The organism is Duganella violaceipulchra (assembly GCF_019166075.1).
Classification (GTDB): Bacteria; Pseudomonadota; Gammaproteobacteria; order Burkholderiales; family Burkholderiaceae_D; genus Rugamonas; species Rugamonas violaceipulchra.
This window is the reverse complement of record NZ_JAHTGR010000003.1, coordinates 164429-190362: the sequence shown is the minus strand read 5'-3', so window position 1 is coordinate 190362 and position 25934 is coordinate 164429. Positions and strand designations below refer to the sequence as shown.

General features: G+C 61.5%; 19 protein-coding genes and 1 pseudogene. 3 read left to right on the top strand and 17 right to left on the bottom strand.

Annotated elements, in window-relative coordinates:
- Positions 1-9: 9 nt before the first annotated feature.
- Both KVP70_RS06750 and KVP70_RS06745 read left to right on the top strand, forming a co-directional pair.
- The gene (locus tag KVP70_RS06750; RefSeq protein WP_217941390.1) at positions 10-1383 is read left to right on the top strand and encodes a sigma-54-dependent transcriptional regulator; all 1374 of its coding nucleotides are present in this window, start codon (positions 10-12) and stop codon (positions 1381-1383) included.
- Positions 1373-2617, top strand: coding sequence for a sensor histidine kinase (locus KVP70_RS06745; RefSeq protein ID WP_217941389.1), 1245 nt, complete (start codon positions 1373-1375; stop codon positions 2615-2617). Before KVP70_RS06750 ends, KVP70_RS06745 begins: the two co-directional genes overlap by 11 nt.
- A 10-nt stretch (positions 2618-2627) precedes the next feature.
- Here the strand turns inward: KVP70_RS06745 and KVP70_RS06740 are convergent, their stop codons facing one another.
- From KVP70_RS06740 to KVP70_RS06690, 11 genes and pseudogenes are all read right to left on the bottom strand, one after another.
- The gene (locus KVP70_RS06740; RefSeq protein ID WP_217941388.1) at positions 2628-3080 is read right to left on the bottom strand and encodes a GNAT family N-acetyltransferase; all 453 of its coding nucleotides are present in this window, start codon (positions 3078-3080) and stop codon (positions 2628-2630) included.
- A gap of 95 nt (positions 3081-3175) precedes the next feature.
- On the bottom strand, positions 3176-3601 hold the full coding sequence (locus KVP70_RS06735; RefSeq protein ID WP_020704053.1) for an organic hydroperoxide resistance protein: 426 nt from the start codon (positions 3599-3601) through the stop codon (positions 3176-3178).
- Between the two features lie 320 nt (positions 3602-3921).
- A pseudogene (locus KVP70_RS06730) lies at positions 3922-4876 on the bottom strand (IS1595 family transposase).
- 85 nt (positions 4877-4961) lie between these two features.
- Entirely contained in the window at positions 4962-5831 is an 870-nt protein-coding gene (locus KVP70_RS06725) for a Fic family protein (RefSeq protein ID WP_217941387.1), read from the bottom strand.
- 8 nt (positions 5832-5839) lie between these two features.
- Positions 5840-7015 carry a lanthionine synthetase LanC family protein gene (locus KVP70_RS06720; RefSeq protein ID WP_217941386.1) on the bottom strand — a complete coding sequence of 392 codons (1176 nt, stop codon included), beginning with the start codon at positions 7013-7015 and terminating at the stop codon, positions 5840-5842.
- A 5-nt stretch (positions 7016-7020) separates the two neighbouring features.
- Positions 7021-10215, bottom strand: a complete 3195-nt coding sequence (locus KVP70_RS06715) for a lantibiotic dehydratase (RefSeq protein WP_217941385.1) — start codon at positions 10213-10215, stop codon at positions 7021-7023.
- Complete coding sequence (locus tag KVP70_RS06710; RefSeq protein WP_217941384.1) at positions 10133-12307, bottom strand: S41 family peptidase; 2175 nt, start codon at positions 12305-12307, stop codon at positions 10133-10135. Before KVP70_RS06710 ends, KVP70_RS06715 begins: the two co-directional genes overlap by 83 nt.
- A 261-nt stretch (positions 12308-12568) precedes the next feature.
- Complete coding sequence (locus KVP70_RS06705) at positions 12569-12865, bottom strand: hypothetical protein (protein WP_217941383.1); 297 nt, start codon at positions 12863-12865, stop codon at positions 12569-12571.
- 128 nt (positions 12866-12993) lie between these two features.
- Positions 12994-15093 carry a peptidase domain-containing ABC transporter gene (locus tag KVP70_RS06700; protein WP_229224654.1) on the bottom strand — a complete coding sequence of 700 codons (2100 nt, stop codon included), beginning with the start codon at positions 15091-15093 and terminating at the stop codon, positions 12994-12996.
- A gap of 2 nt (positions 15094-15095) precedes the next feature.
- Entirely contained in the window at positions 15096-16196 is a 1101-nt protein-coding gene (locus KVP70_RS06695) for an HlyD family secretion protein (RefSeq protein ID WP_217941381.1), read from the bottom strand.
- A gap of 302 nt (positions 16197-16498) precedes the next feature.
- Positions 16499-17647: a lanthionine synthetase LanC family protein gene (locus KVP70_RS06690; RefSeq protein ID WP_217941380.1), complete on the bottom strand. Its 1149-nt coding sequence runs from the start codon at positions 17645-17647 to the stop codon at positions 16499-16501.
- A 120-nt stretch (positions 17648-17767) separates the two neighbouring features.
- Between KVP70_RS06690 and KVP70_RS06685 the strand changes: the two genes are divergently transcribed.
- Positions 17768-18922, top strand: coding sequence for a DUF6817 domain-containing protein (locus KVP70_RS06685; RefSeq protein ID WP_217941379.1), 1155 nt, complete (start codon positions 17768-17770; stop codon positions 18920-18922).
- Between the two features lie 545 nt (positions 18923-19467).
- Here the strand turns inward: KVP70_RS06685 and KVP70_RS06680 are convergent.
- The 6 genes from KVP70_RS06680 to gshA all read right to left on the bottom strand — a co-directional run bounded on the left by KVP70_RS06680 (position 19468) and on the right by gshA (position 25758).
- Positions 19468-20292, bottom strand: a complete 825-nt coding sequence (locus KVP70_RS06680) for an arginase family protein (RefSeq protein WP_217941378.1) — start codon at positions 20290-20292, stop codon at positions 19468-19470.
- Positions 20289-21527 carry a hypothetical protein gene (locus KVP70_RS06675; protein ID WP_217941377.1) on the bottom strand — a complete coding sequence of 413 codons (1239 nt, stop codon included), beginning with the start codon at positions 21525-21527 and terminating at the stop codon, positions 20289-20291. Before KVP70_RS06675 ends, KVP70_RS06680 begins: the two co-directional genes overlap by 4 nt.
- Positions 21524-22216 carry a methyltransferase gene (locus KVP70_RS06670; RefSeq protein WP_217941376.1) on the bottom strand — a complete coding sequence of 231 codons (693 nt, stop codon included), beginning with the start codon at positions 22214-22216 and terminating at the stop codon, positions 21524-21526. The genes KVP70_RS06675 and KVP70_RS06670 overlap by 4 nt, the downstream gene beginning before the upstream one ends.
- Before the next feature lie 92 nt (positions 22217-22308).
- Complete coding sequence (locus KVP70_RS06665) at positions 22309-23094, bottom strand: GGDEF domain-containing protein (protein ID WP_217941375.1); 786 nt, start codon at positions 23092-23094, stop codon at positions 22309-22311.
- Positions 23095-23101: 7 nt separating this feature from the next.
- Positions 23102-24145, bottom strand: coding sequence for a histone deacetylase family protein (locus tag KVP70_RS06660; protein WP_217941374.1), 1044 nt, complete (start codon positions 24143-24145; stop codon positions 23102-23104).
- Positions 24146-24159: 14 nt separating this feature from the next.
- Positions 24160-25758 (bottom strand): glutamate--cysteine ligase, encoded by a 1599-nt coding sequence (gshA, locus tag KVP70_RS06655; RefSeq protein WP_217941373.1) that lies wholly within the window; start codon positions 25756-25758, stop codon positions 24160-24162.
- Between the last annotated feature and the right edge of the window lie 176 nt (positions 25759-25934).

The following is a 25934-nucleotide window of genomic DNA, read 5'->3' as shown; positions in this document are numbered from 1 at the left end:
AATGCCTGCATGAACGCCTACGTACTGATACTCGATGATGACGCCGATGTCGCCACGGCCGCGCAGTTGCTGCTGCGGCGACGCTATGGCAAGGTCGCCACGCTGTGCGATCCGGCGGGCTTGCCGGCCTTGCTGGCGCAGGGCGTGCCGGACGTGGTGCTGCTGGACCTGAATTTTACGCCCGGCTTCATCGACGGCGGCGAAGGCCTGGGGCTGCTCGATCTGCTGCGCTCACAGGCGCAGCCGCCGGCGGTGATCGCGATGACCGCCTACGCCGACGTGCCGCTGGCGGTGGAAGCGCTGAAGCGCGGCGCCGGCGATTTCATCACCAAGCCGTGGGACAACGCGCGGCTGGTGGCCGCCATCGATCAGGCGCTGGCCCGCCGCGCCGCCATGCGCGGGCCGACCGCGCCGACGCCCGACCTGATGGGCGAATCCGCGGCGATGCGCGAGTTGAAGGTCTTGATCGCCAGCGTGGCGCCGACCGAGGCGAACGTGATGGTGCTGGGCGAGAACGGCGTTGGCAAGGAGCTGGTGGCGCGCGCCATCCATGCGCTGTCGCGCCGCGCGGCCGGCACCTTGCTGGCGGTGGACATGGGGGCGCTGCCGGAATCGACGTTCGAGAGCGAGTTGTTCGGCCATCGCAAAGGTTCGTTCACGGACGCCAGGGCTGATCGGGCGGGGCGCTTCCAGGCCGCGCGCGGCGGCTCGCTGTTTTTGGACGAAATCGGCAACATGCCGCTGGCGGCGCAGGCCAAGCTGTTGACCGCGCTGGAACGGCGCGAGGTGACGCCGATCGGCGCCGACAAGCCGGAAGCCATCGACGTGCGCATCATCAGCGCCACCAACCTGGACGAGGCGCGGCTGTTCGATCCCGCCGTGTTCCGGCCGGATTTGCTGTTCCGCCTGAACACCATCGTGATCCGCGTGCCGCCGCTGCGCGAACGGCGCGAGGACATTCCGCTGCTGCTGGCGCACTATCTGAACCTGTACGCCTTGCAGTACGACCGGCCGGTCCGCAACGTGAACGCGGCGGCGATGGACGGCCTGCTGCGCCACGACTGGCCGGGCAATGTGCGGGCGCTGCGCCACGCCTGCGAACGCGCCGTGATCCTGGGGCAGGGCGTTGAATTGTCGCTGGGCGATTTCGGCCTCGGTGCCGGCGCTGCGGCGCTGGACGATGGCGACGATTTCGCCGCGCCGTTGGCGCCGATGCCCTCGGCGCGCGGCGCCGTCAGCAATGACATGACGCTCGACACACTGGAACGCGAAGCCATCGCCTCGGCGCTGGCCCAGTTCAACGGCAATATCAGCCATGCCGCGAAATTGCTGGGCGTCAGCCGCGCCGCGCTGTACCGCAAGTTGGGCAAGCATGGCATCTGAACGCCTCCTCAAGCTGGGCGCTGCCGCCAGCGTCGCCGGATTGATGGCGCTGGCCGCCGTGGCCGACGTCATGTCCGCCACGCCGGAGCCGCGCCGCATCGTGCTGTGCGGCCTGGCCGCGCTGCTGCCCGCCGCCGCGCTGTGGCAATGCCTGCGCCGCCTGGCGCCCCGCACACCGCGCATGGAGGCGCACGACAGCGCGCTGCATCACGGCATACCTGCGGGCCGCGAACTGGCCGACACCCTCTACGCGCTGGAAGCCCGGCTCGAACACGCGCCCATCGCGCTGTTCAGCATCCAAAACGCGGCCGGCGCCGGCGCGGTGGCGCCATTGAACGCCAGCGCGCGCCGCCTGCTCGCACCCGGCCGCGCCAGCGCGCCGCAGGACCTGCACCAGCTGCTGGCCGCGCAGAGCGCCGGCCAGCGGCAGCTGATCAGCTTTGACACCGAGCGTGGCGTGGAGCGCGCGCTGGTCGCCGTCGCCGCACTGACGATGCAGGGCGCGGCCCAGCGCCTGGCCGCGCTGATGCCGGTGGAGAGCGAACTGGAAGCCGAAGCGCTGAACGCCTGGCGTGAACTGGTGCAGGTGCTGACCCACGAGATCATGAACTCGCTGACCCCGGTGGCGTCGCTGTCGCGCACCGCCTGCGGCCTGCTGGACGAAGCGGCGGCCGGACTGCCGGCCGATATCCACGCCGACCTGGGCACCGCGCTGGACGCCATCTCGCGCCGCGCCGCCAGCCTGGTTGATTTTGTCGGAAGTTACCGCAGCCTGTCGACCGTGCCGCAGGCGCAGCCGCAGCGCGTGCTGCTGGAGGAACTGTTCGAGCGGCTGTCGATGCTGATCGCGCCGCAGTGGCAGGCGCTGGGCGGCAAGGTATCGTTCTCGGTGGAGCCGGCGTCGCTGGCGGTGATGATCGATCCCGGCCAGCTGGAACAGGCGCTGATCAACCTGCTCAAGAACGCCTCCGAAGCCATCACCGGCAAGGCGCCGGAAGCGCAGGTGCGCGCGCGCTTCAGCCGGGGCGGCCGTTTGCGCATCGAGGTGGTCGACAACGGCCCCGGCGTGCCGGAGGCGCTGGCTGCGCACATCTTCACGCCGTTTTTCTCGACCAAAAAACAGGGCCGGGGCATCGGCCTGGCGATGGTGCGGCACCTGGTGCACGCCAATGGCGGCACGGTGCGCTATGCGCGCTCGGTCAGCGCCGGCGCGCGCTTCACGCTCACTTTTTAACGCACAGGTCTTAGCGCACCATGTCGATGTGCAGGATGCCGTCTTCGTCGTACGGCTCGGTCACCTTCCTGAAGCCATAGCCGCCGTAGAATTTTTCCAGGTGCGCCTGCGCGCCGATGCGGAAGCCGTGGCCGGGATGCAGCGCTTCGGCCAGCGGGATCGCCTTGGCCAGCAGCTCGCGGCCGATGCCGCTGCCGCGCGCGGCCTGCGTGGTCAGCACGCGGCCCAGCGACATTTCGTCGAACTTCACGCCGGGCGGCACGCAGCGCAGATACGCGACCAGCGTGCGCTTGCCGTCGATCTCGCGCCAGGCCATCAGGTGATGGCACTGCGGATCGCAGCCGTCGATGTCCGGGTACAAACAGGTCTGCTCCAGGATGAACACCTGCTGGCGTTGCAGCAGCACTTCATACCAGTCCAGGCGGGGGATGTCGTCAAAGGCCAGCCATTGCCACTCAATCATTGCGTATCCCGTTGCGGTTCAAAACAACGATTGTATGTGAAAAAAGGCCGGCGCCTCGGAGGAGGGGCCGGCCTGTCATGCGGGGACCGTATCGATTAAACGATGGTCAGCGTCACGTCGATGTTGCCGCGGGTGGCGTTCGAGTATGGGCACACGATGTGGGCGGCGGCGACCAGTTTCTCGGCTTCTGCGCGGTCCAGGCCTGGCAGCGAGATTTTCAGTTCGACTTCGATGCCGAAACCGGTAGGGATGGCGCCGATGCCGACGATGCCTTCCACCGACACGTCGGCCGGGACGGCGATCTTGTCGCGGCCGCCGACGAATTTCATCGCGCCGATGAAGCAGGCCGAGTAGCCGGCAGCGAACAGCTGCTCAGGGTTGGTGCCGACGGCGCCGGCGCCGCCCAGTTCTTTCGGGGTGGTCAGCTTCGCGTCCAGCACGCCGTCGGAGGAAACGGCACGGCCTTCGCGGCCACCGGTTGCTTTTGCGTTTGCGCGGTACAGAACTTGTTGGATCGACATGGTGATATTCCTTTGTGTGAGTGGTGAGTGAGAATGCTTAATTCACTATTTAATCGCTAGCTACTTACTTCTACTATCCGACGCTGTTTGCAGCGCCCATGAACACACTATAGATCGTGCGCTATTTAATAGCAAGCGATTTTTGAAAATATTTTCAACTACTTGTGCGCTTGCTTCTCAGCTAATCCGCCGAAAAATAGTCATGAACAATGAAAAATAGTCGTGAACACATGTTAAATCAAAAAATTGTCACCCCGATCTTGCGCCTGAAGAATAGAACCTTGAATAGAAAAAATAGACGCTTACATGTACTTATCTGATTATGTCTTTACCTCAGACGCTGCCACTATCTTCCGCCTCGAACACGGCCATGTATGCATGACGGCGACGGCCATGCGGGGCAACATCGCGGCCATGTCCGCTCGTCGATTGAAGCGGTACTGCACTTCGGCCAGATAGCGCCGCGCATACTTGGCGAACTTGAAGGCATGATGCGTCCCCGACAACGCCGTTTTCAGATTCCCCAGCACGACGTTGAGCCACTTGAACGGCTCGATTTCGGTGCCGGCCTTGCCGCGCGGTGCCAGCACGACCTTGTGCGTATAGCCGAGCCGTTCGAGCACCTCGAAGCCCAGCAAGCCGTCCGAGACGACGCAGCTACCCGGTGCGATCGCGCGCCTTGCCCACGGCGTGAGCGCGGCGAACGAGAAGCCATCGACCGGATCGAAGCGCACCCGTTGCGGACGGCCCTCGCGCAGTTCCACGGCGGCCACGAACGCCACCTTATTGGAGGAGCCGCGCCCCGGGCCGCCACCGGTACGCTCACCGCCCAAATAGGCGTCATCGACCCGCACATCCCTCCAAGGGACGGTCGGCCTCGCGCTGCGCCATCACCTCCATCAGCTTGTGTTTGAGCAGCCAGGCCGCCTTCCACGACACGCCCAGGTGCCGCATCAGCGCCAGCGCGGCGATGTTCGTTTTCGATTGCGTCATCAGGTAGATCGCCAGGAACCAGGTCGTCAGCGGCAGTTGGCCATGCTCCATGACGGTGCCGGCGCGCAGGCTACTTTGATAGCGGCAGGCCTTACATTGCCAGTAGCGTGTGGCGCCGCGCTTGAACTCGTAGGCCAGCCGATGCGCGCAGCGCGGACACCGGAATCCGTCGGGCCAGCGCGCCTTCACCAGAGCCTCCTCGCACTGCGCTTCGGTGCCGTATTCCTTCATGAATTGCGCCAGCGACATCCCTTTTTGAAATTGAATTCCATTGATCGCCATGATCGCTCCTCCTTGGATAAGCCTGACTGTCGTTGGACAGCCAACCTTCACACAAGTTCTGAAGATCGAACATAATCAGGTGTACTTATCCATATCGCTCTTTCACCGGAGTCGTGCGTCGTTTCAGGGATTTTTTTCGCATGCGATAGCCGGCCACCACGACATCGCAGAAAAAATCTATCAAGGCGTTCCAGTCCTGCTCGCTGTCCAACTGATGCAAGCGGATTTCATAACCGAACCGCGAAGCGTTGAATAACTGGCGGCATGGTACATAGCTCTTTTCTACGTTCCCCCGATTAAGAAGGACGTTGAACAGGACGCGAGCCAATCTTCCATTACCATCCCGAAATGGATGCAAGACACAGATTGCATAGTGGAAAACCGCAGCCCGTACAATCGGGTTCAGCGCAACACTTTTGTTTTCGAATTCCCATAGTTGTTTAAGACCAAGGGTAACTTCTGAGGCGTTGGGGAAAGCCCGACAGCGCCCTTTGCTGTCCGGTATTGTTCCCATCGGGACCGTCCTGAAGGATGTGGCAAACTCATCCAACTCTGAACCGGTTGACAACAAGGCCTGCAGGAAGACGGCACTGTCATCGGCATGCAGTGCTGCCCACAACGCACTGCAGTGCCGCCGGTAGGCCTGCTTCTCCAACATATACTTACGCCCGGCTTCGGCCGCTTTGAAGGCCATGTCGTCGCCACGCATCCTCATGGCATGCTCGGATAACACGTGATCCAGCCGAGCCAGCGCGCCATAGCGCCTGCCAAGTATGCTCCCTTGGGCAATAGTATGCAGCAAACGCGCATCCAAATCGTCAACGGCGGCTACCACGCATTTTTGTGCCTTGCGTTGACGCTGTAACTCCGCAGCGGTAAAACGTAACGCCCAGGGCAAGTTCAGCGACGGTACGGCATATACCGTCGTCACCGACGAGGAATTGATATCTCGCATGATGTTTGTCAGAACCCAAAATTCATGCAAGTGTCCCACGGGCGATCCTCATTCCACCCCGCGCTGACCAAGGCCATCAATGCGCCGCTTTGCCCTTCCAGGAAATTGGGACTTCCCTCATGGACCTGCAAAGCCAGGTCGCGCCCGAGGATGGTTGCGATGCAGTGTGCGGTCATGCTGTCCACCTCGTCGATCGCGGCCCTCGCCGCGATACGTTGCCCCATGCGCCAGTTCCCCGCATGACCGTGGCATAGGCCGGAATCAAAGACCATGAGTTTTTCAGCGGAGGACGAGCAGCGCTTGCGCAATACGTGCTCGGCAAAGGTTTTTTGCGCCGGATCGTTCAGTGCTTCGGATGCCAGCAACAGAGCGCAGCCGATACCCAGGTCGCCGTAACACCACGCCGCCCGGGACGATTGTTCCGGATAGTGGCTCATCGTGGAGAAGGTTGAGATTTTATGTTCCGGCAAAGCGTGGCCGCGCAAGCAGCGGATGGCCTGCGCCAGCATGTCCTTGCTCCGGACCGTGTGTAGATCGGCCCGTATCGCCCCTGCGATCATGCCGATGATGCCGGCTACACCGTGCGCGACCCCGAAATCAATATGGTCGCCCATATGCCGCAAGTCGACACCGGCAAACCTAACAGGTGTCAGCCACGTCAACCCATCCTCACGCCGCTCGGCGCGCACAGCCAACGCCTGCTCCACGGCCGCATAAATCCGCCTGCCCGCTTCGGCATCTGTACGCATCAACGCGTAGGCACCAAATCCGCACAGTCCGACAATGAGGTCAAAATGCATCCGCTCAGGAGCTTGCTTGGTGGCGGCGATCAAATGGTCGTCCATCGAGTCGATGAATTCAGCGACTTCCTCCGGCACCAGCGCCTGATCGGTCCTGCGGATGTATTCAAAGACGTAAAGCGGACCCAGCAAGCCAGTCCATAGGCCAGCTTGCTGGGGGCGGCTCTCCAGGCCTTCCACAATGAATTGGAACAGCATGTGGATGCGCTCCTTCCGCGCAGGTGCCGGCGCCTGCTGGTAAAGTGCGGATTCGAGCATCAGGTAGCCGGACAGTCCTGATGCCAAGCTGATGTCGCTCCTCGCGTGTTGCAGGGTTTGTTCAAATTCAAGGTCCCATTTCTCAATGGCACGCGATACAAAAGCATCGAAATTCTGATTCGTCATTTTATTTATGGCTCAATGTGTTTTGGAGAATTTTTTCGTTCGATACCCCGGGCGTTAAAAGAATGGTAGGCCTTGGCTAGATAGTGATAAAGGCGCAGTTCCCAGGGACGCGAGCCGCTGACCAGCCGGTTGCAGCTCATATGCACATGGCTCTTGAGAAATTCATTGGCTTCCCAGGACTCGCCCTGGCTCACCAGTTGCCGACGGCACTCGCGCATCAAGCCGACGCGCTGATGGCGCTGGTCGCGCCAAAACGCGTCCAGCGCCCCCAGCCACGGTAAGCTTTGGTCATTACCGAGCAGAATATTTTCAATGTTGCCGGCCTCCTTGCGGAAAGCCATTCCCATACCCGCATGCCGTTTCTTGTCGACGCCAAATTCATGTGAAAAACCTTGCGCAAGTGACGCAAGCAAGGCATGCGAGGCCCTGTAGTCCAGGCCGGCGTCGGCCAGCAAGCGATCGACAGCAAATATCAGGCTATGCAAGGTAGCAAACGCGCCGGCCTGCTCGTTACGCACCTTGAGCACCTGGCACGCCAGTATGCTGTCCTGGCCAAACAGGCGCTCGCTCAATGCGGTCAGCCGCGGTCCCTTGTAACGCGCATACTCGGGTGTATACAAGTCGAACCGATAAGTATCGACCACGCGCTGCCGCCAATATGGCGTCAACCATGCCATCAGGCGCTCCATGACGAATCCATAGGAAGCGTCATCGCTGGCAAGGCGCAGGCGTATATGATGATCGGGATCGGCATAGCGGATAAAGAACCAGCCACGCAAGCGCGTCGCCAAGTCGGCATCCCGCATCAACCCGGTATAGATCTGCTCCAGGAAGGCGTCGAACGCGCCCGGTGCCATATACAGTTTTACGTAGATCATTGCCGAATGCGGCACCTGCCGCATGAAGCCGTCGGCCATCTGGTACGCGGCGACCTGCGGGAAGTCCGTACGCACCGGGCGGGCTGCCGGCAACGGCACGCGCCGACGCAACGGCAGCAATAGTTCATGATTGACTGACAGCGGCGCATGCGGCGCAAAATATTCACGCAAGAACAGCGATCCATTGGTCTTCAGCGAGCGGGCCATCTGCGCCACATCGAATTCATCCTCGGTGTCGAGCACCAGCGTATTGTCGAACTCTGTCATCCTAACCCAGCGCGGCACGTTCCGCTGTCGCAATAAAGCCGCCAGATCCCTGTTTCTTTCAAGGGATTCAGATCGAATGACCCAGTTGGCGGGATAGACGACTATGCCTTCGTACTCCACGCGCGGCATGCCGTCCAGGCCCGCGAAGGCCGAGCTGGGCACCAGGCGGAATTGCCATTGGTTTTGGCGTTCGAACGCACGCAAGAACCTGTACAGGTTGGTATTGCCGGGATGGCGGGCATTGTGCGCGGATGTCACGTGCGGCTGGACCGGCCGCTGCAACGATTGCGACCAGAGCTCCAGCCCATCGGGGGTCGCCCCCAGCCAGAGGTCCGAAATTGGCAACGCGCCATCATGCTCGGTCTGCTCCACCAGATCCAGCACATGGCTCCAGATGAGCGGGCGCCGCATGATATTGCCCAGACGAGCCACGGGCATGTAGGCGACTTCGGCGTGTACCACCAATGGGTCGCGCCGCTCCACTTCCTTCGCCACCCCGGCCATCAATGCGGCGACGGCTTCATCGCCATGTGCGAATCGCGCAAGCCAGTCAATGCTATGGGTACTCAATATATCTTGCAATTCGAAGCAGATGCCGGCCCCGTTACCGGAATGGTCGATCTTTTCGACAATGGCGAAGGGATCGGAGACCGCCGCCGCATGCCGGCTCGGGGCCACGGCTGCGATGTCCGCGTAACTTAAGCGGATAGTTTGCCCTGGGGTCGCATCCAACATTTTCTTTATCAGGATACGATCCAACTCCGTCACCTGGTCGGTGCGTTGCGCGTCAAAATCGAAGGCCTCAGTCAAGGCTTCGTCGTCCAGCACGTCCACCAGCCGTATGAATTCATTCTCATAGCGCTGCCTGAAGTGTTCCGTAAAACGGTCCAGGCCGTTGATCCGGTAGCCGAAGCGCGAAAACAGGTCGCCGGCCCGCTCCGCCAGCGAGACGAATTCACCGTCGTCGAGATGGTCTTGCGGCAATGGACGAAACGAATCCGCCTGGATGCACGAATTGGTTTTGAAGCCATCGGGGTAAAGCTGACGGAAGCGCTGGTTGGCCTCCCGGAACACCTGCACGGGCACCGGTTGCGCGCAAGGCTGGCGCGCCAGCGCATGTAGTTCGGCCTCCACCTTCTCCACCAGTCCGGCCAGCGCGGGCACGCGCGGCAAGGCTTGGCAGAGCACGGCCGATGCGTCTCCACCGAAGAAGTTCAGACCAGGACAGGGCAGTAGCACTTGCCATTGGCACAAGCTGGAAATAAGTTCGTGGCTTTCCTCCACAGAACAGTCCGCGGCCGTGGCCAGGCTGTCCAGCAACTGGTCGTACGTAAATGGGCCACGCCCACGCGCCACGAGTACTTGCGCCAGTTCTTCGGTCCATTGGACCTCGGAGACGGTATAGGAGCGCGAACCGAATCTGCCCTGGCGCCAGTCGACGAAACGGAACATGTCGCCCCGCTTGTACAGCGATGCGTTGACCGAATAACGTAACACACGCGGCGCCAGCGAAACCGCATGGTGCAGCAAATGGAACGCCAGTTCGGCATCCAGCGTGAAGACACGGCGCAGCGCGATATCGCCGAGCAGGCCGGCAGAAAACGCCGGATCGTCGTGGCCGCTCCGCAGTTTGGCAAAGGAAAACGATGAGAATGTACCGAAGGGAGTCGCTCTGAAGCACATCCGGTTGTAGTAGCGGTCGAACGCAGACAACAATTTTTTATCGTCGTCGTCGCGAACAATCCAGTCCCATTTACCGAGCCGTTCCAGCAAGCCGGCGCTGGCCAGCCAGATCGCTTCCTGCACGGCCATGTCCTGGAAGATGCGGCAGGCGGCATCGGCTCGACGTTGCAGGGACGAATTGCCGATCGCATCTTTTGACGACGCGATATAGTTATGCCACGCCGCAGCATTTCTGGCAGGCGCACGGATCGCGAGATGGCCACCATGGGTAAATGTATTCTGCTTCACTTCATTGCCTTTTAGTTTGTTCAGGATGGGCAGCGGCCTGCACGGCAAGCTCGACCGCGGTGTCCAGGACTTCATCTCGCCCATCCATCAGGCCAGCCAAAGAGGGATGAACCTCCACGTCGGGCGTGACACCCAGTCCATGGAAGCGTTCACCGTCTTGCCGGAGAAAGCGCAGCCCGGTCCAATATGCGGTAAAGCCCCCCGGCAAAACCATGCTCGCGACATCGCCGCTCGTGCCGGCGGTGCGTTCGCCGACGATCGTCCCCAACTGGTGATGTCTGACGATTTGCAGATATGTTTCCGACGCACTGATGGTGCCGCCTCCCGTGAGATAGAAAGCCCGGGCCGCGATGTGGGGTTGCAACGCCTCGAAATGCCGTTGCAAGCGCCGCCATTGCCAGTCCTGTGGCCGCGGACTGGCAATCAAGGGGATCTCTGTCAGGGGACCGGATAAGCGCTCGCCGGAGAAATGTCCCAGCAAGGCCGGGTCGACAGTTACATAGCCTCGCACGTCGAAGATAATCGCGCTGGCACGCGCCAGCGAGGGCATCGCCGCCTGCACCTCGGCTTCTGTCACGCGGCTCAAGTCCACGTACCAGATTCCTGTATGTATGGCCCGCAACGCCGGCAGGCTGGCCGGACAAGTCAATGCAAACGAGCTTATCGACCGTCGCAGCGAAGCCCGTCTCAGCTCTCCTGAGAGCGTCGTATAGACGATTGCAGCGGGCACGTCTTCCCGGCCAGCCAGCATGAACTCCTCGGCATCGGCCTGCCGCGCCGTCTCCGACGCGCCTGCCCGCAGGTAGAGCATGGCATCGCGCCTAGCCGGCACGGACAGGCCGTCCACCGAGACCAGCTCGCTTCCGGACGGAATGACAGGCGTATCGCACGGCACGCCGTCCGCAGTGCGGCGTGGCACCGCATAAGCATGCCCGTCGATCAAGGCAAGCCGTAGCGGGGGCACGTATTCATCGTGGAAGCTGGCCGACCTGATCCATGCATGCCCGTCACGCAAGGTCGCGGTCATATGGCTCAGCGTGGCGCGGAAAGCCAAGGTGTCCGCATCCCGCGCGGCATGGGCCAACGCCTCGTCCAGCATCTCGTTCCAGTCGATGCCGAGCACGTCGTCATAGGGATAGAAATAGCGTAACGCCCCCCACAACTGCAACGCGTCGGCAAGGCGCGTGTAGCGGTCTTCCGCACCGAATTCCGGTTCGACCCGCGCTGGAGGCAACTCGCCATCCGCAGCCAGCATGACCCCGTAGGCGGGCTGCAACGCCGGGCTGGGAAGGCGCGGCGCGGTGGCTGCAAGCGGAAGCACAAGGGTCACGCCCCCGGCCAGCGCTTCGCGCACCTGGGCATGCTTCCATGGCGCCTCCGCGGCGCGTGCATATTCCCATGCCGAGCCGTAGAAAGCATGGCGGGTGCCATAGCCGCGATGCACCTGACGCACCACAAATGGCGCCCCGTCCGGTATGGCGGCCGGATTGGCCCCATCGTCCGGCGCCAGCCACAACGCTTCGGGGGCATAAGCACCAAGGAGGTTGCGCAGCTGGGCCGCGTATTCCGCTGGTGTCAACGGCATGGAGAATAGTCGCGCGCCGGCCCTGGCTACAGCGTTCCAGTCCGCAGTTTCGGACTGCCGGCTCGGGCTGAAATAACGGACCAGCGCCAATGCGTGGCCGAAGCCGTTCAATTGCCGGACCATATCCGGCGCCAGCGGTTCGGTATTGCGCACTTCAACACTTGGCGCGACCGTATCCAACACCCGCAGCGTGACATCGCTCAGTATGGCGGTCGCGCCAGGCGCCAGCTCTATCCCGGCCCGCAGCCGGGTGACGGTGGAGTCGACCAGCAAGCGCGTGGAAACCTCGCTGCGTGCGGCGTCGAGTTGCAGACGCATGCCCACCATGCGGGCGCTGCCACCATAGACGTCGGAGCGCAGCCATGCCCTGGCCGGCGTGGGGCCGCCCGTCGAGCGGATACGGAAGTGCAATTCCACGATTTTTCCGCGCAGGTGTTCCGCGTCGATACCGGCCGATACGGTCTGCGCCTGCGCTCGCAAGGCGCGCAGAACAAGTGTGTCGTTCGCCGCCTTGCCTGCGGCGGGTTTGACTAGTTCCACATTGGTGTACTGGGCTCCGGCATCCTGCTGAAAGTAGTCGGCGATATTCATCCGGCCCCCGCTGTTTGCCGCTTGGCTCCCGACATCAGTCAAGCCCGCGGCCGCAGCTACCGGAACCATTGCAAGCGAATATGCGTAGCAAGCCGCATGGCGTAATAAGCGTTTAGCGAAGGACATCGTGTCAATTCTGGTTCATGCAGGCCAAGCTGTGCTTGGCCTGGTATTGCGTTAGTCGTCCCTGGCAGCAATGCTGGCGCGGAAGGCGCCAGCACAAATCATGCAGAGACACCAAACCGGTGTCTCAAACCGATATTAATCGCCCTGGACCTTGCATTTCCGGTCATCGATGCGCTGGGTAGCCGCGCAGTGCGTGCCGTACGAAGGGCAACGGCATTCGGTATCGAAGGTTCCCTTGGGGACGGCGGCGCCGCCACCGCCGAAATCAACGCCACCGCCACCGCCGAAATCACCGCCACCGCCACCGCCACCGCCACCAAAGATCCCCGGTTCGAGCGATCCAAACGATGAATCGGTGCCGCCGGAAATTAAAGCTTCCTCAGCTGGAGTCAGAACGCGCAACGTTTTTTTGTTTAAAACTATTTTCTTCATTTACAAGTCAACCTTGTGATAACAAACCGGCGCCACAACGGTGCCGGACATCTGCGGGATTGCAGATCCGGGCTAGCCTGGATGTTCCAGGCAGTCACAGCGAAGGAAATCGCTGTGATAAAAGGGGGCTAACGTTCTGGTCGCAACTCCACCACGCGCTCGGCGGCAGCGATGGTTTCGGGCCGGTGGGCAACGATAATGCGTGTGATGTCGAGCCTCTTCACGGACGTGTTGACCTCACGTTCCTTGCGAATATCGAGATGGCTCGTGGCTTCGTCGAGAAACAGGATACGGGGCCGTTTGTACAGCGCCCGCGCAAGCAGGACGCGTTGCTTCTGTCCGCCGGACAAGACGGTTCCCATGTCTCCCACCAGCGTGTGATACGACATGGGCATCGCTTCGATCTCATCGGCAATGGCAGCCATGCACGCGCATTCCGCGATCCACTTATGGTCAGGCTGCGCGTCAAAAAACGAGATGTTTTCAGCCAATGTGCCGGCGAACAACACATCGTCCTGCAGGACAGTGCCGGCGATGTTACGCAGACCCGCCACGCCAAATTCCTTGATATCAATACCTTCGACGGCAATGCTGCCGGCGGTGGGCGACAGCAGTCCCAGCAAGAGATTCAACAATGTCGTCTTGCCGCATCCCGACGGCCCAACAATGGCAACGGATTCGCCGCCCCGGATCTCAAAGCTGACGTCATTCAAGACCAGCGGCTCGTGTTCGGAATAGCGAAATTGCAGGTTGGAGACCTTGATCGACGGGGCGGACGATACCTCCCCCATCCTCGCTGATGGCAGGCTGTGCGGTTCCGCTTCGGTATGGACGATGTCGGCCAGACGTTCGCCCTGTACCTGCAGCAATTTCAGCTCGAGGAACTTGTCTGTCAGGGAGCCTATCCTGACGTCGAACTGCGACTTGTACGCGTTGAAAGCCATCAATGCACCAACGCTGAACTCACCGTTCAATATCGCAATGGCACCGAGCCACAGCACGGCGATATTTTCACCACCGGTAATGGCGCCGCTCAGAAAACGAAACAGTAGCTGCAGCTTCTGTATGCGTATCCCGGCGTTCATGGAGTCAACCACCAGGTTGACCCAGTTGGACCGGCGCTGCTCCTCGCGCTGGAACAGCTTCACGGTCTTGACGCCACGGATGGATTCAAGGAAGTGCGATTGCTGCTTGGCGCCATGAATAATCGACTCCTCATTGGCCGAACGCATCGGCTTGTACCAGATCGCGCGCAGCAGCCAGTACAGGGCGGTGCACAGCAACGATATGCTGGCCAGCAACTTACTGAACGCGAACATCATGCACAACGTAACAATCGTCATGACGCCGTCCAGGATGGCCTCGACAAACGACGTCGTCAACGTCCGCTGGATCTGCTCGATGCCACCGAAACGGGAGACGACATCGCCCAGATGGCGCTTTTCGAAATAGCTGACAGGCAGCCTGATAAGATGAGAAAACGCATTGGCGCGCCACTGCAAGTTGACGGTAGTCCCCATGCAAGTGATGACCCAGGAGCGGAAAAACGTGAATACCTGCTCGACCAGCATCAGTAAACCAAAGCCTATGGCCATGGTTACCAGCAGCGTACGGTCCCCCGAGACGATCACTTCGTCGATCAGCCATTGCATGAAGAATGGCGTGACCAGAGAAAACACCTCCAGGCAAGCCGCCAACAGCAGGATCTGGGCGAGTGACCTTTTCAATCCGTCGATCCGGCCCATCAGGCTGCTCAACTTGACCGTCGAGCGCTCCTCCTTTATCTGGAAGCCTGCATTGGGCCACAATTCCAGCGCCACGCCGGTAAAGTAGCCAGACACCTCTTCCAGAGTAAGCTTGCGTGTCCCGGCCGCAGGATCGTGAATGACAACATGGCTGCCGCTGACCTTGGTCAAGACCACAAAATGTGCAAAGTCCCAGTGCAGGATACAGGGGAGTGCCAGCTGATCCAGTTCATGCAGTTCGGCGCGGACCGAGCGCGTCGACAAGTTCATTTGCGCCGCAATGCGGATCAGGGATGTCAACGTCACGCCCTTGAGCGTGATGCCATGGCGCGAGCGCAATGCCGTCATATCGGCCAAGTAACCGTAATACCCGGCCACCATGCCAAGGCATGCCAGGCCACACTCAGTGGCTTCGGTCTGCAAGAGCAATGGCGTGCGTCTGTTCGCCCGCAACCTCAACGCCAGGGATTTGATGACCGCCATGCTCACATCCTTCCAGTAATGCTGTATAGGGGATCTAGCACCCATTCATGTAAATGGCGTGCCGACTGCAGGATGTCCGCGTCCACCTGCATGCCCGTCACCAGCGGCTCCCGCTTGCCGTACGCCAGCACGTCCTGGCGCTCCAGGCACACGCGGACCGCGTACAGGGGTTCCGATGGCGACACGCCAGGCAAATTGCCCACGCCGCCCAACTCTCCGCTTGGCGCGGCCGCCCTGGAAACGGACAGCACCGTGCCTTGGGCATGGCCGAATTTTTGATAAGGGAACGCCTGGTAGCGCAGTTTCACCGTGTCGCCGTTACGGATAAAGCCGACGGATTTGCTGCCAACAAACAAGCGTGCCTCCAGTTGGCTGTTGTCCGGCACGATGCTCACCAGCGGCCGCGACGGATCGACCGATTGGCCGGCTTCAGCTGTAATCACGGTGACAGTGCCGCTGACCGGCGCCGTCACCACTTCCTGCCGCCGACTCTCGCTCTCAATAAACTCCTGTTTGGTTGCTTCGATACTGCGTTCGATTGCCGCCAACTCCTTAGCCTGTTGCAGCGGCAACGACGCGAGATTACTTCGTACTTCGCTCAGCTCCCGCGTGGATACTTCGTAATCGCGTCCAAGTGACAGCAATGCAGCCTGTTCTTCCAGCAGCGCTGCCAGTTTTTCCTGTGTCTGTGCCGCCGAGACGAAACTCTGCTCCTGCAGGGACTGGAAACGCCGCGCGGCTTTTTCAAAGATGGCCACGCGTGCTTTCCTTGCTTCGATTTGGGACTGCAATTTGCCAAGGACCTCCAACAAACTATTTTCCTGACGCTTTAACAACGCGAGCTGGGCACGGTGCATGGCGGCGGTCCGCGTAACATCTTCGCTGAGGGACAGGCGCCGGGTTTGAATTTGTGCACTGATGGTACTTTGTACGGCGGCGCCTACCGCATAATTGCGTTCCCCGGACAGAATGAATAAGACGTCGCCTTGCTGCACATGCTGGCCTTCGATAATGCGCTTTTCACGCACCTCGGCGGAGAACTTGGGCAATATCCGAATTAGTCCCTCGACCGGCATGAGTTGGCCAATTGCGGCGGAGCGCATTGCATAAGTTCCGAATACTAGGAAAGCGATGACTCCCGACGTACACAATGCTCCAGCAATCATAATATAAGTAAACGACACTGGGCGGGCCAGCAATATGCGTCCCAATTGGGGGAGCTGACGTCGGGCCTGTACTTCCAGCCTAAATAATGGATTATTAGTCATCAGTCATGCGGCAAAAAAATAGGCAATAGTGGCCCGGTCCCATAACCGCCTAAGCAGGATGGAATGATTAAATAAAAAAACAACCAAGTGAATAGGTTACCAGCAGAAGCACAGCTGATATTTAAGAAAACAGAATATTAAAAACCCATATACATACAAACGTCCCAGTGGTGACGTCCACGATGGGCACCGTCGATTTTTGTCAATAAGAGACCAGCACTTCCTGCAAATAGGCCGTGACGCGGCTTGATACTTTCCCCACCATTTAGCGCCTGTGGAACAGGGAAAGCTGGACTACCGCCGTAAATCTTATTAAGCAGGTGCATGGCGCCAGCTCTTCCGTGGCATAGGGAATCGTCATGCAAATGAAACGTATGAGCGGGCTGCATTAACCGTTCCTCGATGATGTCGCGTCCTAACGCCTGCCAGTCGTCCCGTATCAATGCCAGACCCGCGCTGTGTATGGCTGTTGCAGCACTTAAATCGCCATAACACCACGCCAGGCCACTGCCGACCTCGGCGGTCTGCGCCGCCAGGTATGGAAAGGTTGCACCCTGAGTGGGAGGGCGCCGGTAAGCCACCAGCGCCTCGACCGTCGACTGCAACAGTTCCGGTGTGCGTGCCGAGCCGAGTCCGTAGCGCACGGCCCCGGAAAACAGCTGCACCAGACCAGCCAGCCCTTGCGTCATGCCGATATCCACCTGCCCTTGTACGCCGGTCGCGGCGGACGTCAAAGGACGACGCAGACCTTGACGTGTCAACCACACACGCCGCCCGTTCTCCTCGATGGACATGGCAAGCAGTGCGTCCTCCACAGCTCCATACAGACGCTTGGACATCTCGATATCGTTGCGCATCAAGGCATAGGCTCCAAGTCCAGCCACGCCTGTCGCCAGACCGAAATGCAGAGTACGGCTGCCACCTTCAACATAAGCAAGTAATTGCTCATCCATGTCCGCGATAAATTCTTCCAACTCCACCGGAATGAGATTCGCATCCACAGAACGAATGAACTCAATCGCATACAAAACGCCAGTGATCCCATGCCACAAGCTGGAATCGAGCTCTCGCGTTTGAATGACTTCAATCAGCTTTTCCACCAGGGCAGTTATTAACTGCCGATGTGTGGCCGTTGGAAAACGGCTGTACATCTGCCCTTGCATGAGTAATGCACCAGCCAAACCGTTCGCCAAGGAAGCTTCGCCACGCGTCAGCGCAAATTGCACATTATCGGTTGCCACCGCAGCCATGTGCAGTGGGATTGAATACACTTCGCCGAATACCATTGAATAGCAGCCTTACTAGTAAAAACCCGGGCCTTCGGCAACGTACCGGATATCAACACGAAAGTTATAAAAATTTAAGGCCGCATCATATTTTAGAATTGCTATATTGTAAATAGAAAAATGTTGAAATTAAAGTATTCCTTCCAACCTGTAACGTTGCGAGAATCTAAGGGCTATAATCGGCACCTTTTTGCCGGTGACGGAGTCCGGCAGGGACACCTCATCTATGCCGCAAAAATGACACATATACAGCAAGCCTCCCACGAAAAAATCAAGGTGCTGGACGGTATCGTCCCGCAAGAGCTTTATCAGGAACTGATCAACGTATCGCACTCCATCGAATGGAAGTATTGGTGGACAACGGACTCGAACACGGCGATGCGTTACTGGCACCATGAAGTAGGTCATGGCGGGAAGGAGAATGCCGAGGACGTTTCCGACCGGGTGGAGCGGCATCCGATAGCGGCATTTCACCTGTACCAGACATGGCTGGCCACGCACATTGTCCCGCACGGCGCCAGAGTCTTGCGCTTCTACCTGAATGCGCATACGTACGGCACCGATGGCTGGCCGCATGTCGACAGCAGCCGGCCAAATGAACTAACGACAGTGTTGTATCTGAATGAGGAGTGGTATCCGGAATGGGGCGGCGAAACCGTGATATTTAACAAGGCGGGCGACATCGCCGCCGCATCCATGCCGCGCCGGAACCGCCTGCTGACCTTCCCGTCCCATTGGCTGCATGCGCCGCGCCCCCTGCACAAAGCCTTCGGCGGTTTGCGGGTGGTGCTGGTCGTGAAGTTCGCCCTGCCAACGGAAGCGTGGGACGATATCGCGCGCAACGCAGGGATCGCGGAACTGGTCCGCTTCCTGGACAATTCCGGCTCGGGGGCGGTGACCCATTCCGGCCGCAGCCTGCTGACACACCTGGTTGGGACCTGCCGCATCCTGCAAAGCCGTAACGCGGACGAGGACGTGTGCCGCGCCGGCCTATTCCACAGCATTTATGGCGCGCCAATCACGCATTGCACGCTGGCCCTGGACCGGATCGCGGTACGCGAACAGATCGGCGAGCGGGCGGAACGCCTGGCATGGCTGTTTTGCGTACTCGACCGGCCCCGCTGCTGGTCGGAGTCCGGACCGCTGCTGCCGCTGGCGCAAGGCGGCAGTATCGAAGTCTCGGCACGCGAAATCGCCGACCTGCGCCTGATCGAGCAAGCCAACCTGGATGAGCGGGGTACTCATAGACGGCGGACTCCCGAGATCGCTGTGTAGCATAATCGGGAATTGGTGAGAGATTAGGCGGGCGAACCAAACTGAGCGGGTCTAGGAAGGGCTGCAAGGGCCGCCATCTGCCCAGCTGCGGCACATGGATGCGCCGCTTGTCGCTAGATGCAGGTCCAGAACAACAGTGGACCGTGTCGGCGATCAAGGACGGCGCCTGCGCCTTCTACGCTAGCCAGGAGCGCTATGGCACGTTATATGCTGCGAGTGAGTGATACCGATTTCAACCGGGGCAGTAGTTGGCCGGCCGCGACTTGGTAATTGCAACTCATCTTGTCATGCGCTGTGTTTATTTGTATGAACTTTTGACCCTACCTTAGGCGCAGATTTGCGTCGCCGGTTGACCCGTGCGACTTGCTCCTTAAATCATCTCTTCCGGGGCTTGATGTCGGAAAAGGCGGGTCAATCGTAGCGGGTCAAATCGGCGCGCAAACGAACAGTGTATAACCTGTTTTTTGTGAAAACAAGGTAAAACCTGTTATTAATGACTACAGCCTGAGTACTGTAATTCAATAATACAAGTTGTGGCCTGTAATTTACTTTGGCATCTCCAACTCGCCCAGCAGCGCCAGGCAGGCCCGGGCGGCCGCGTTGTCGAGGTCCTTTTCCTCGTGCCAGGCCGACACCGATACGGCGACGATGTCGGGCCCGCGCAGCGAGCGGAACAAGGCCGCCATGTCGGCGTAGCCCGGTCCCGATTTGACGTGGTATTTCAGCGCCGGTATGTCCGCTTCCGCGTCCATCACGTCGCTGTCGAAATGCAGGTAGAGGCGTTCGCCCGGCTTCACATGCTCGCCGATCTGCGCGATGCTGCAGCAGGTGATGCCGGAGCGTCTCACCGCTTCCAGCTCACCCGGATCGAGGTCGCGCGCATCGGACAGGATCACCTGCTGTTCGGGGAACGGCATGACGCCGATGGCCGACAGCATCGCGCCGATGCTGTCGCGGCTTTGCTTGCGGCGGTCGCCGCGTCCCACCAGGATCGCCAGCGGCATGCCGCCCAGGTATTTGGTCTGCGTGGTTTCCCAGGTGTGGAAATCGCCATGGGCGTCGAGCCACAGGATGCGGTCCGGCGGGCGTCCGCTGCGTTGCAGGCCGCCCAGCATGCCGAGCGTGGACATGCAGTCGCCGGAGATGCTGACCGGGACCTGGCCCGCATCGACGATCCGCTCGACGCGCTCGGCCATGTCGGCGTAGATCCTGCCCATCCTGCGCAGCTTTTCGTTCGGATCGCTCAGCGTGGCCTCGGTAAAGTCGGGCACGTCGACGACGTCCCACTCATGGCGGTCCAGGTCGGTGACGCGGCGCAGGCCGTCGCGGCGCTGCCCGATCAGGAAGGGCACCAGCAGGTGATTGTTCATGTCCACGACTCCGGATTCATCGTGTAGCCCAGCTGTTCCATCAGCGCCCGCACCGGCGGGCGCTGGCCCATGTCCAGCAAAGCCTGTTCGCGCTTGCGCCAGCGTAGCGCGCCGGGGGCGTCGGTGGCCATCGTGACAGGTAGCTGCGCCGGCAGCGACAGATTGGACAGGCCAAGCAGGTCGCCGATGCGCTGCAACTGCGCCGCAGGATGGTCGATAAAGGCCTCGAAGCCCACGCGCAGCGCCGGCACGCCGCTGGCCAGGATCGCCTCATTCGCCGCCAGCCATTGGTTCAGGCATACATCGCCCAGGTCGGATTGAATGAACTGGCGCCAGTTGGGTGGCAGGTCGAACTTCCACCAGCGCCGGCCGAACGGCGTGGCGTCGGAATAGCCGCCCATGCGCAGCGCCGTGCCGGCGCGCGTCATGTCGTGCGCGAAGAAGCCCTTGGGCGACAGCCAGCCGTCCATCAAGCCATTGACCGACTGCGCATAGCCGCGGGTGAGGTGGATGTACTGGATATCGGCGTTCGGGAACAGCTGCTCATGCATGCCGATCCGGTAGGCGTCGCTCGGCGATTTGAACAGCAGGATCTTGCTGGCCGCGTCGTCGATGGTGAACGGGCGGCGATAACTGCGCGGCAGCACGAAGGGCGGCTCTTCGATCTTCAGCGGCTCGTCATAGTAGCCGCTGGGGCCCAGGCCGAAATCGCGCAGCGACGACGACGGCTGCCCATCATAAAAATTCATGCGCCATGGCTGGTCGCGAAACACCGCCGCCAGTATCGCGCTAGCGGTCTGCTGCGGGCACGATGGCAGGGCCAGGTCCAGCGCATCGTTCAGCTTTAGGCGCTGCGCCGGGTCGATGAACAGCAGCGGGAACTGCAACAGCAGGCGCCGCCGCCATCGGTCCTTGAGTTGCTCCAGCGGCGGCAGAGTGGGACTGGGTACGCTGAGCTCGGCGAAGATGTTGTCGGCCAATAGGTCCGGCTGCGCCAACAAGCCGATGGCGTCACTGTCGGCGTGGACGCCGAAGCTGTTGCCGGTGAGCGCCAGATACGGTTCCATCTCGCCATCGAGCGAGGCGATGTCCGGATGCTCGGCCAACACGTGCTTGACCAGGCTGGACCCCGCGCGCGAATTGCAAAGTATCACCGCCACACGCCGCACCAAGGGGCGCCACGGCGCGTGGGCGACCGCGCGCAAGCCGGCGATGGTGTCGAACACCTCGTTCATGCGCGTGCGGTGTGAGGCAATCGCTTGATGAGGAAGGCGTAGAACTCCTTGGTTTCGTCGGCGCGCGCGCGCGCCACCATGCGCATGCTGTAGCCGTTTTCCTTGGCCAGCTTGCGCACTTCCTTGACCGCGCCGAAATTGGAATGCGCAAAATAAATGCGCCCATCCGGTTTCAGATATTTGCCTACCTGCTGGAAGAACTGGGTATTGGTTCGGAAGTCAGTGTCCCACTGCGAACGCGCGACGACATCGGGAGCCTCCTTGTTGCGGAAGGGGAGGTTGGCGGTGATGACGTCGAACTGCTCGTCGCCGATGCCGTCGAACAGGCAGGAATACCGCACTTCCATCGTCTCGCCGAAGCCGTGCTCGGCGGCGTTGTGGAGTGCGCTCTTCAGCGCGGCGGGGTTGATGTCGACCGCCAGCACGCGGGCGGCGCCGCCATAGCAGGCGAAGACCGCGATGACGCCGGAGCCGGTGCCGACATCGAGCACGCTGTTCCCCGGCTTGACGCGCAGGCTGCTGACCAGCGGCTGGCTATCCGTGTAGGGCCAGAAGGTATTGGGGAAAACGTGGAATTCTTTGCCGAGATAGCGGAATGTCTTGCCGTCGTCGGGTATTATTTTGAAAGCCTTCTGACGGTCTTTTTGCCAGCGATCGATGTGCGCCAGTTTGCCGGGGGAATTGTCCATTTCTATCACCTATCGGATGAAGGAAAGCAGTATTGGATACTACACCGATAAGTTATCGTTGGGAAAAAAATTGAGTATTGAGAGTGAGGACATCAGGCAGCCGGCCTGGGGGCTGTTCCTGCGTCAGGCGGGTAATCCGCCTTCAGGCTGCGCGCGGTGATTTGGTGGAGCTGGGCCAGCGTTTGCGCCTCTTCCGGCCAGCGGGCCAGGCCCAGCCTGGCGGGCGTTCGCGCATCGGTGTTGAGGCGCGCCAGCAGGCGGTCGGCGATCTGCTGGCCCTGCACCTGCGACACCCACGGCACCAGTACGCAGTAGCTGTCGTCGCCGAAGCGGAAGGCCCAGTCGCTGGCGCGGCACACTTCCCCGATCAGCCGCGCGGCCTCGATCCGCCGGGTGTCGTCGGCGCCGGGCGCCAGCGCCACCAGCATCATCGTCACCGATTGCGGCTTGCCGCGCTGGCTGCGCGTGAGCTGGCTGAAGATGGCTTCCAGGTACAGATGGTTGTGCAGGCCGGTCAGCGGATCGAGCGAGGCGGTGCGGCGCAGCACCGCCGTCAGCGCCGCGCGCCGCGCCTCGAACCAGTGCGACAGCAGGCCCACGCCCAGCACGGCGGCGGCGGTGCCCAGCAGCGTCCCGCTGGAGCTGCCCGGCCGCAGCACCAGCACCGCCAGGCCCAGCACCGACCAGCCGATGCTGTACACCATGCCCATGTGGCGGCCCAGCATCAGGTAGGACGCCAGCGGCACCACGCACAGCAGGCTGGCCAGCGGCGGCAGCAGATACACCGCCGCCAGCAGGGCGCTGAAACAGCAAAACAGCACGGCGCACCAGATGGTCAGGTGCGGCGTGTCGTCGGCCCAGGGCAGAGGTTGGTCCATGGTTGGGTCAGAGCGCCGTCTCGTAACCTTCGAGGACGTTGACGACGTTGGTGCCCAGTTCCTTGACCGCGTAGCCGCCCTCGAAGATGAAGGCGGTGGGCACGTTCAGGTAAGCCAGGCGTTCGCCGATCTTCAGGTAGTCGGCGCTTTGCAGCGCGAAGCGCGACAGCGGATCGCCGACGAAGGTATCGACGCCCAGCGACACCACCAGCGCATCCGGCGCGAAGCTGCCCAGGCGGATGCAGGCTGTCTCCAGCGCCGCGAACCAGGCCTGCGGCGAGCTGCCCGCCGCCAGCGGCAGGTTCATGTTGTAGCCCAGCCCCGCGCCTTCGCCGCGCTCGTCGGCGTGGCCCAGGTAGAACGGATACTCGTTGCGCGGATCGGCGTGGATGGAGATGAACAGCACGTCGTCGCGGTGGTAGAAGATGCTCTGGGTGCCGTTGCCGTGGTGGTAGTCGATGTCGATGATGGCGACCTTGCGGGCGCCGTCGTCCAGCATGTGCTGCGCGGCCAGCGCGGCGTTGTTCAGGAAGCAGTAGCCGCCGAAGAAATCCGCGCCCGCGTGGTGGCCCGGCGGGCGGCTCAACACGAAGGCGCCGCGCTCGCCCAGCCGCAGCGCGTGCGCGGCATTGACCGCGCAGTCGGCGCCGGTCTTGGCGGCAGTCCAGGTGCCGGCCGTCAGCGGCGTGCCGCTGTCCATCGAATACAGTCCCAGCTTGGCGCAGAAGTTGTCCGGCTCGATGTCGTCGCGCAGCGAGCGGACCGGCCAGACGGCGGGGAAGGCGTCCTTGCCGGCGTTGGCCGGATCGAGCGCCAGCCATTCGTTCCAGGCGCCGCGCAGGAAGTGCAGGTAGCGCGGCGTGTGGATGCGCTCCAGCGACATCAGCGGCACGCCGTGCGGCGTGACGATCTTGCCCAGGCCGCGCCGCCCCAGCTCCGCCAGCACGGAATCGACCCGCTCCGGCTTTTCGAAGCACGGCACCATCTCGCCGCGGAAGATCTCGTAGCGGCCGCGATGCTGCGCGTGCAGTTCGTTGTAGAAGGTGAGCAAGGAGGCCCCTGGGTTTAGTCGCAGTCCATGCTGGAGTGGCACAGGTTGCTGGCGCGGTAGGCGGCCACGTAGTCGTCGAAGCTCGATTGCGGCGCGGCTTCCATTTCCGCCTGCTCGGCCAGCGAGACGGCGGCCAGGCCGTCGAAGTAGGCGGCTTGTTCGGCGCTTGGTGCGTGGCTGCGGAAGTAGGCCGCATGCCGCCTGCTTTGCTCCAGGCCGAAGGCGGCGAACGATTTGCCGTTGGCGCGCAGCGCCGCCAGCACCTTGGCCGACGGCGTCAGGTCGGCGTCGAGCAGCTTGGCCGCCTGTTGCGCCATGGCGTCGGCGTGCACGGTGTCGCCGCGCTGGGCGTCGAGCAGGGCCGCCACCGGGCGGATGCGCTCCAGCAGTTGCTGGCCCCAGGCTTGCAGGCTGATTTCGCCGTCGTCGTTGTTGAGCATCAGGCCCGGGCGGCGGCCTTCCTTGACGGTGCGGGCGAAGTTTTCGGTGTGGCGCAGGCCTTCTTCCGGCGCGATGGCCGGGCTTTCCTCCAGCGCGCAGAACAGCAGGAAGGCGTCGAGGAAGCGGCCGGTCTGCACGCTGATGCCGACCGGTTCGAACGGATCGACGTCCATGCAGCGCACTTCGATGTACTGCACGCCGCGCGCGCACAGCGCCTGGATCGGCCGTTCGCCGGTCTGGATCACGCGCTTGGGGCGGATGGTGGAGTAGTACTCGTTTTCGATCTGCAGCACGTTGGTGCTCAGCTGTATCCAGACACCGTCGCGCTTGGTGCCCAGCGCCGCATACGGTTCATACGGCTGGTTGACGGCCTTGGTCAGGGCCGCGACGTAGCTGTCCAGACAGTTTTCGTGCGGGCTCAGGCCCGATTGCGCGTCGTTCTGGTAACCCAGGTCGCTCATGCGCAGGCTGGTGGCGTAGGGCAGGTAGAGCGTGTCGTCGGACAGCGTTTCGAGCTTGTGCGGACGGCCGCGCAGGAAGCCGGTCGACAGCACCGGCGAGGCGCCGAACAGGTACATCAACAGCCAGCTGTAGCGGCGGAAGTTGCGGATCGTCGCCAGGTAGGCTTCGGACTGGAAGGCCTTGGACGTCAGGCGCTGGTCGTTGCCCTCATGCTCGGCCAGCACGCGCCACAGACGCTCGTCCAGCGAATAGTTGTAGTGGATGCCGGCGATGCATTGCATGGCCTTGCCGTAGCGCAGCGCCAGGCCACGGCGGTACACATGTTTGAGCTTGCCCATATTGGAGCTGCCGTACCAGGCGATCTCGATGTCTTCCTCGCCCGGCAGCTGGCAGGGCATGGACTGGCTCCACAGCAGCTCGTCGCCCAGCCTGGTGTAGGCGTAGCGGTGGATGCCGTCGAGCTTGGCGAGGGTGGTGGCGATGTCCGCCTCGGCCGGGGTGATGAACTCCAGCAGCGTTTCGGCGTAGTCGGTGGTGATTTGCGGGTGCGTCAGGGCCGAGCCCATGGCCACCGGATGCGGCGTCGCCGCCAGGTGGCCACGCGCGTCCACCCGCAGGGTTTCGCGTTCGATGCCACGCAAGCCACCCAGCACCGGACGGTGCTCTGGCTGGGCCAGCAAGGCCAGGCGGCGAGTCAATAGATTGGACAATTGGATCTTCCTTTCGTAGTGCATCAAATGTTGCATCAAAGCGTGAGGTGCGAGATTAACCGAAAACCGGCAATCGCGTCGGCGCCGGCCCAAAGTCCGACGGCGCCGAAGATCGCTTGCTAGTTTATCAAATACTTGGAGACGTGGCCGAAAGCCAGAATATTGCGTGCGGATGC

Coding starts and splice junctions, on each gene's coding strand:
- KVP70_RS06665 (WP_217941375.1), bottom strand. CDS start 23,094: ATGGACCAACCTCTGCCCTGGGCCGACGACACGCCGCACCTGACCATC.
- KVP70_RS06750 (WP_217941390.1), top strand. CDS start 10: ATGAACGCCTACGTACTGATACTCGATGATGACGCCGATGTCGCCACG.
- KVP70_RS06745 (WP_217941389.1), top strand. CDS start 1,373: ATGGCATCTGAACGCCTCCTCAAGCTGGGCGCTGCCGCCAGCGTCGCC.
- KVP70_RS06690 (WP_217941380.1), bottom strand. CDS start 17,647: ATGGTATTCGGCGAAGTGTATTCAATCCCACTGCACATGGCTGCGGTG.
- KVP70_RS06695 (WP_217941381.1), bottom strand. CDS start 16,196: ATGCGCTCCGCCGCAATTGGCCAACTCATGCCGGTCGAGGGACTAATT.
- KVP70_RS06735 (WP_020704053.1), bottom strand. CDS start 3,601: ATGTCGATCCAACAAGTTCTGTACCGCGCAAACGCAAAAGCAACCGGT.
- KVP70_RS06720 (WP_217941386.1), bottom strand. CDS start 7,015: ATGACGAATCAGAATTTCGATGCTTTTGTATCGCGTGCCATTGAGAAA.
- KVP70_RS06680 (WP_217941378.1), bottom strand. CDS start 20,292: ATGAACAATCACCTGCTGGTGCCCTTCCTGATCGGGCAGCGCCGCGAC.
- KVP70_RS06740 (WP_217941388.1), bottom strand. CDS start 3,080: ATGATTGAGTGGCAATGGCTGGCCTTTGACGACATCCCCCGCCTGGAC.
- KVP70_RS06700 (WP_229224654.1), bottom strand. CDS start 15,093: ATGGCGGTCATCAAATCCCTGGCGTTGAGGTTGCGGGCGAACAGACGC.
- KVP70_RS06675 (WP_217941377.1), bottom strand. CDS start 21,527: ATGAACGAGGTGTTCGACACCATCGCCGGCTTGCGCGCGGTCGCCCAC.
- KVP70_RS06715 (WP_217941385.1), bottom strand. CDS start 10,215: ATGGGCGAGATGAAGTCCTGGACACCGCGGTCGAGCTTGCCGTGCAGG.
- KVP70_RS06705 (WP_217941383.1), bottom strand. CDS start 12,865: ATGAAGAAAATAGTTTTAAACAAAAAAACGTTGCGCGTTCTGACTCCA.
- KVP70_RS06710 (WP_217941384.1), bottom strand. CDS start 12,307: ATGAATATCGCCGACTACTTTCAGCAGGATGCCGGAGCCCAGTACACC.
- KVP70_RS06725 (WP_217941387.1), bottom strand. CDS start 5,831: ATGCGAGATATCAATTCCTCGTCGGTGACGACGGTATATGCCGTACCG.
- KVP70_RS06670 (WP_217941376.1), bottom strand. CDS start 22,216: ATGGACAATTCCCCCGGCAAACTGGCGCACATCGATCGCTGGCAAAAA.
- KVP70_RS06685 (WP_217941379.1), top strand. CDS start 17,768: ATGTTGAAATTAAAGTATTCCTTCCAACCTGTAACGTTGCGAGAATCT.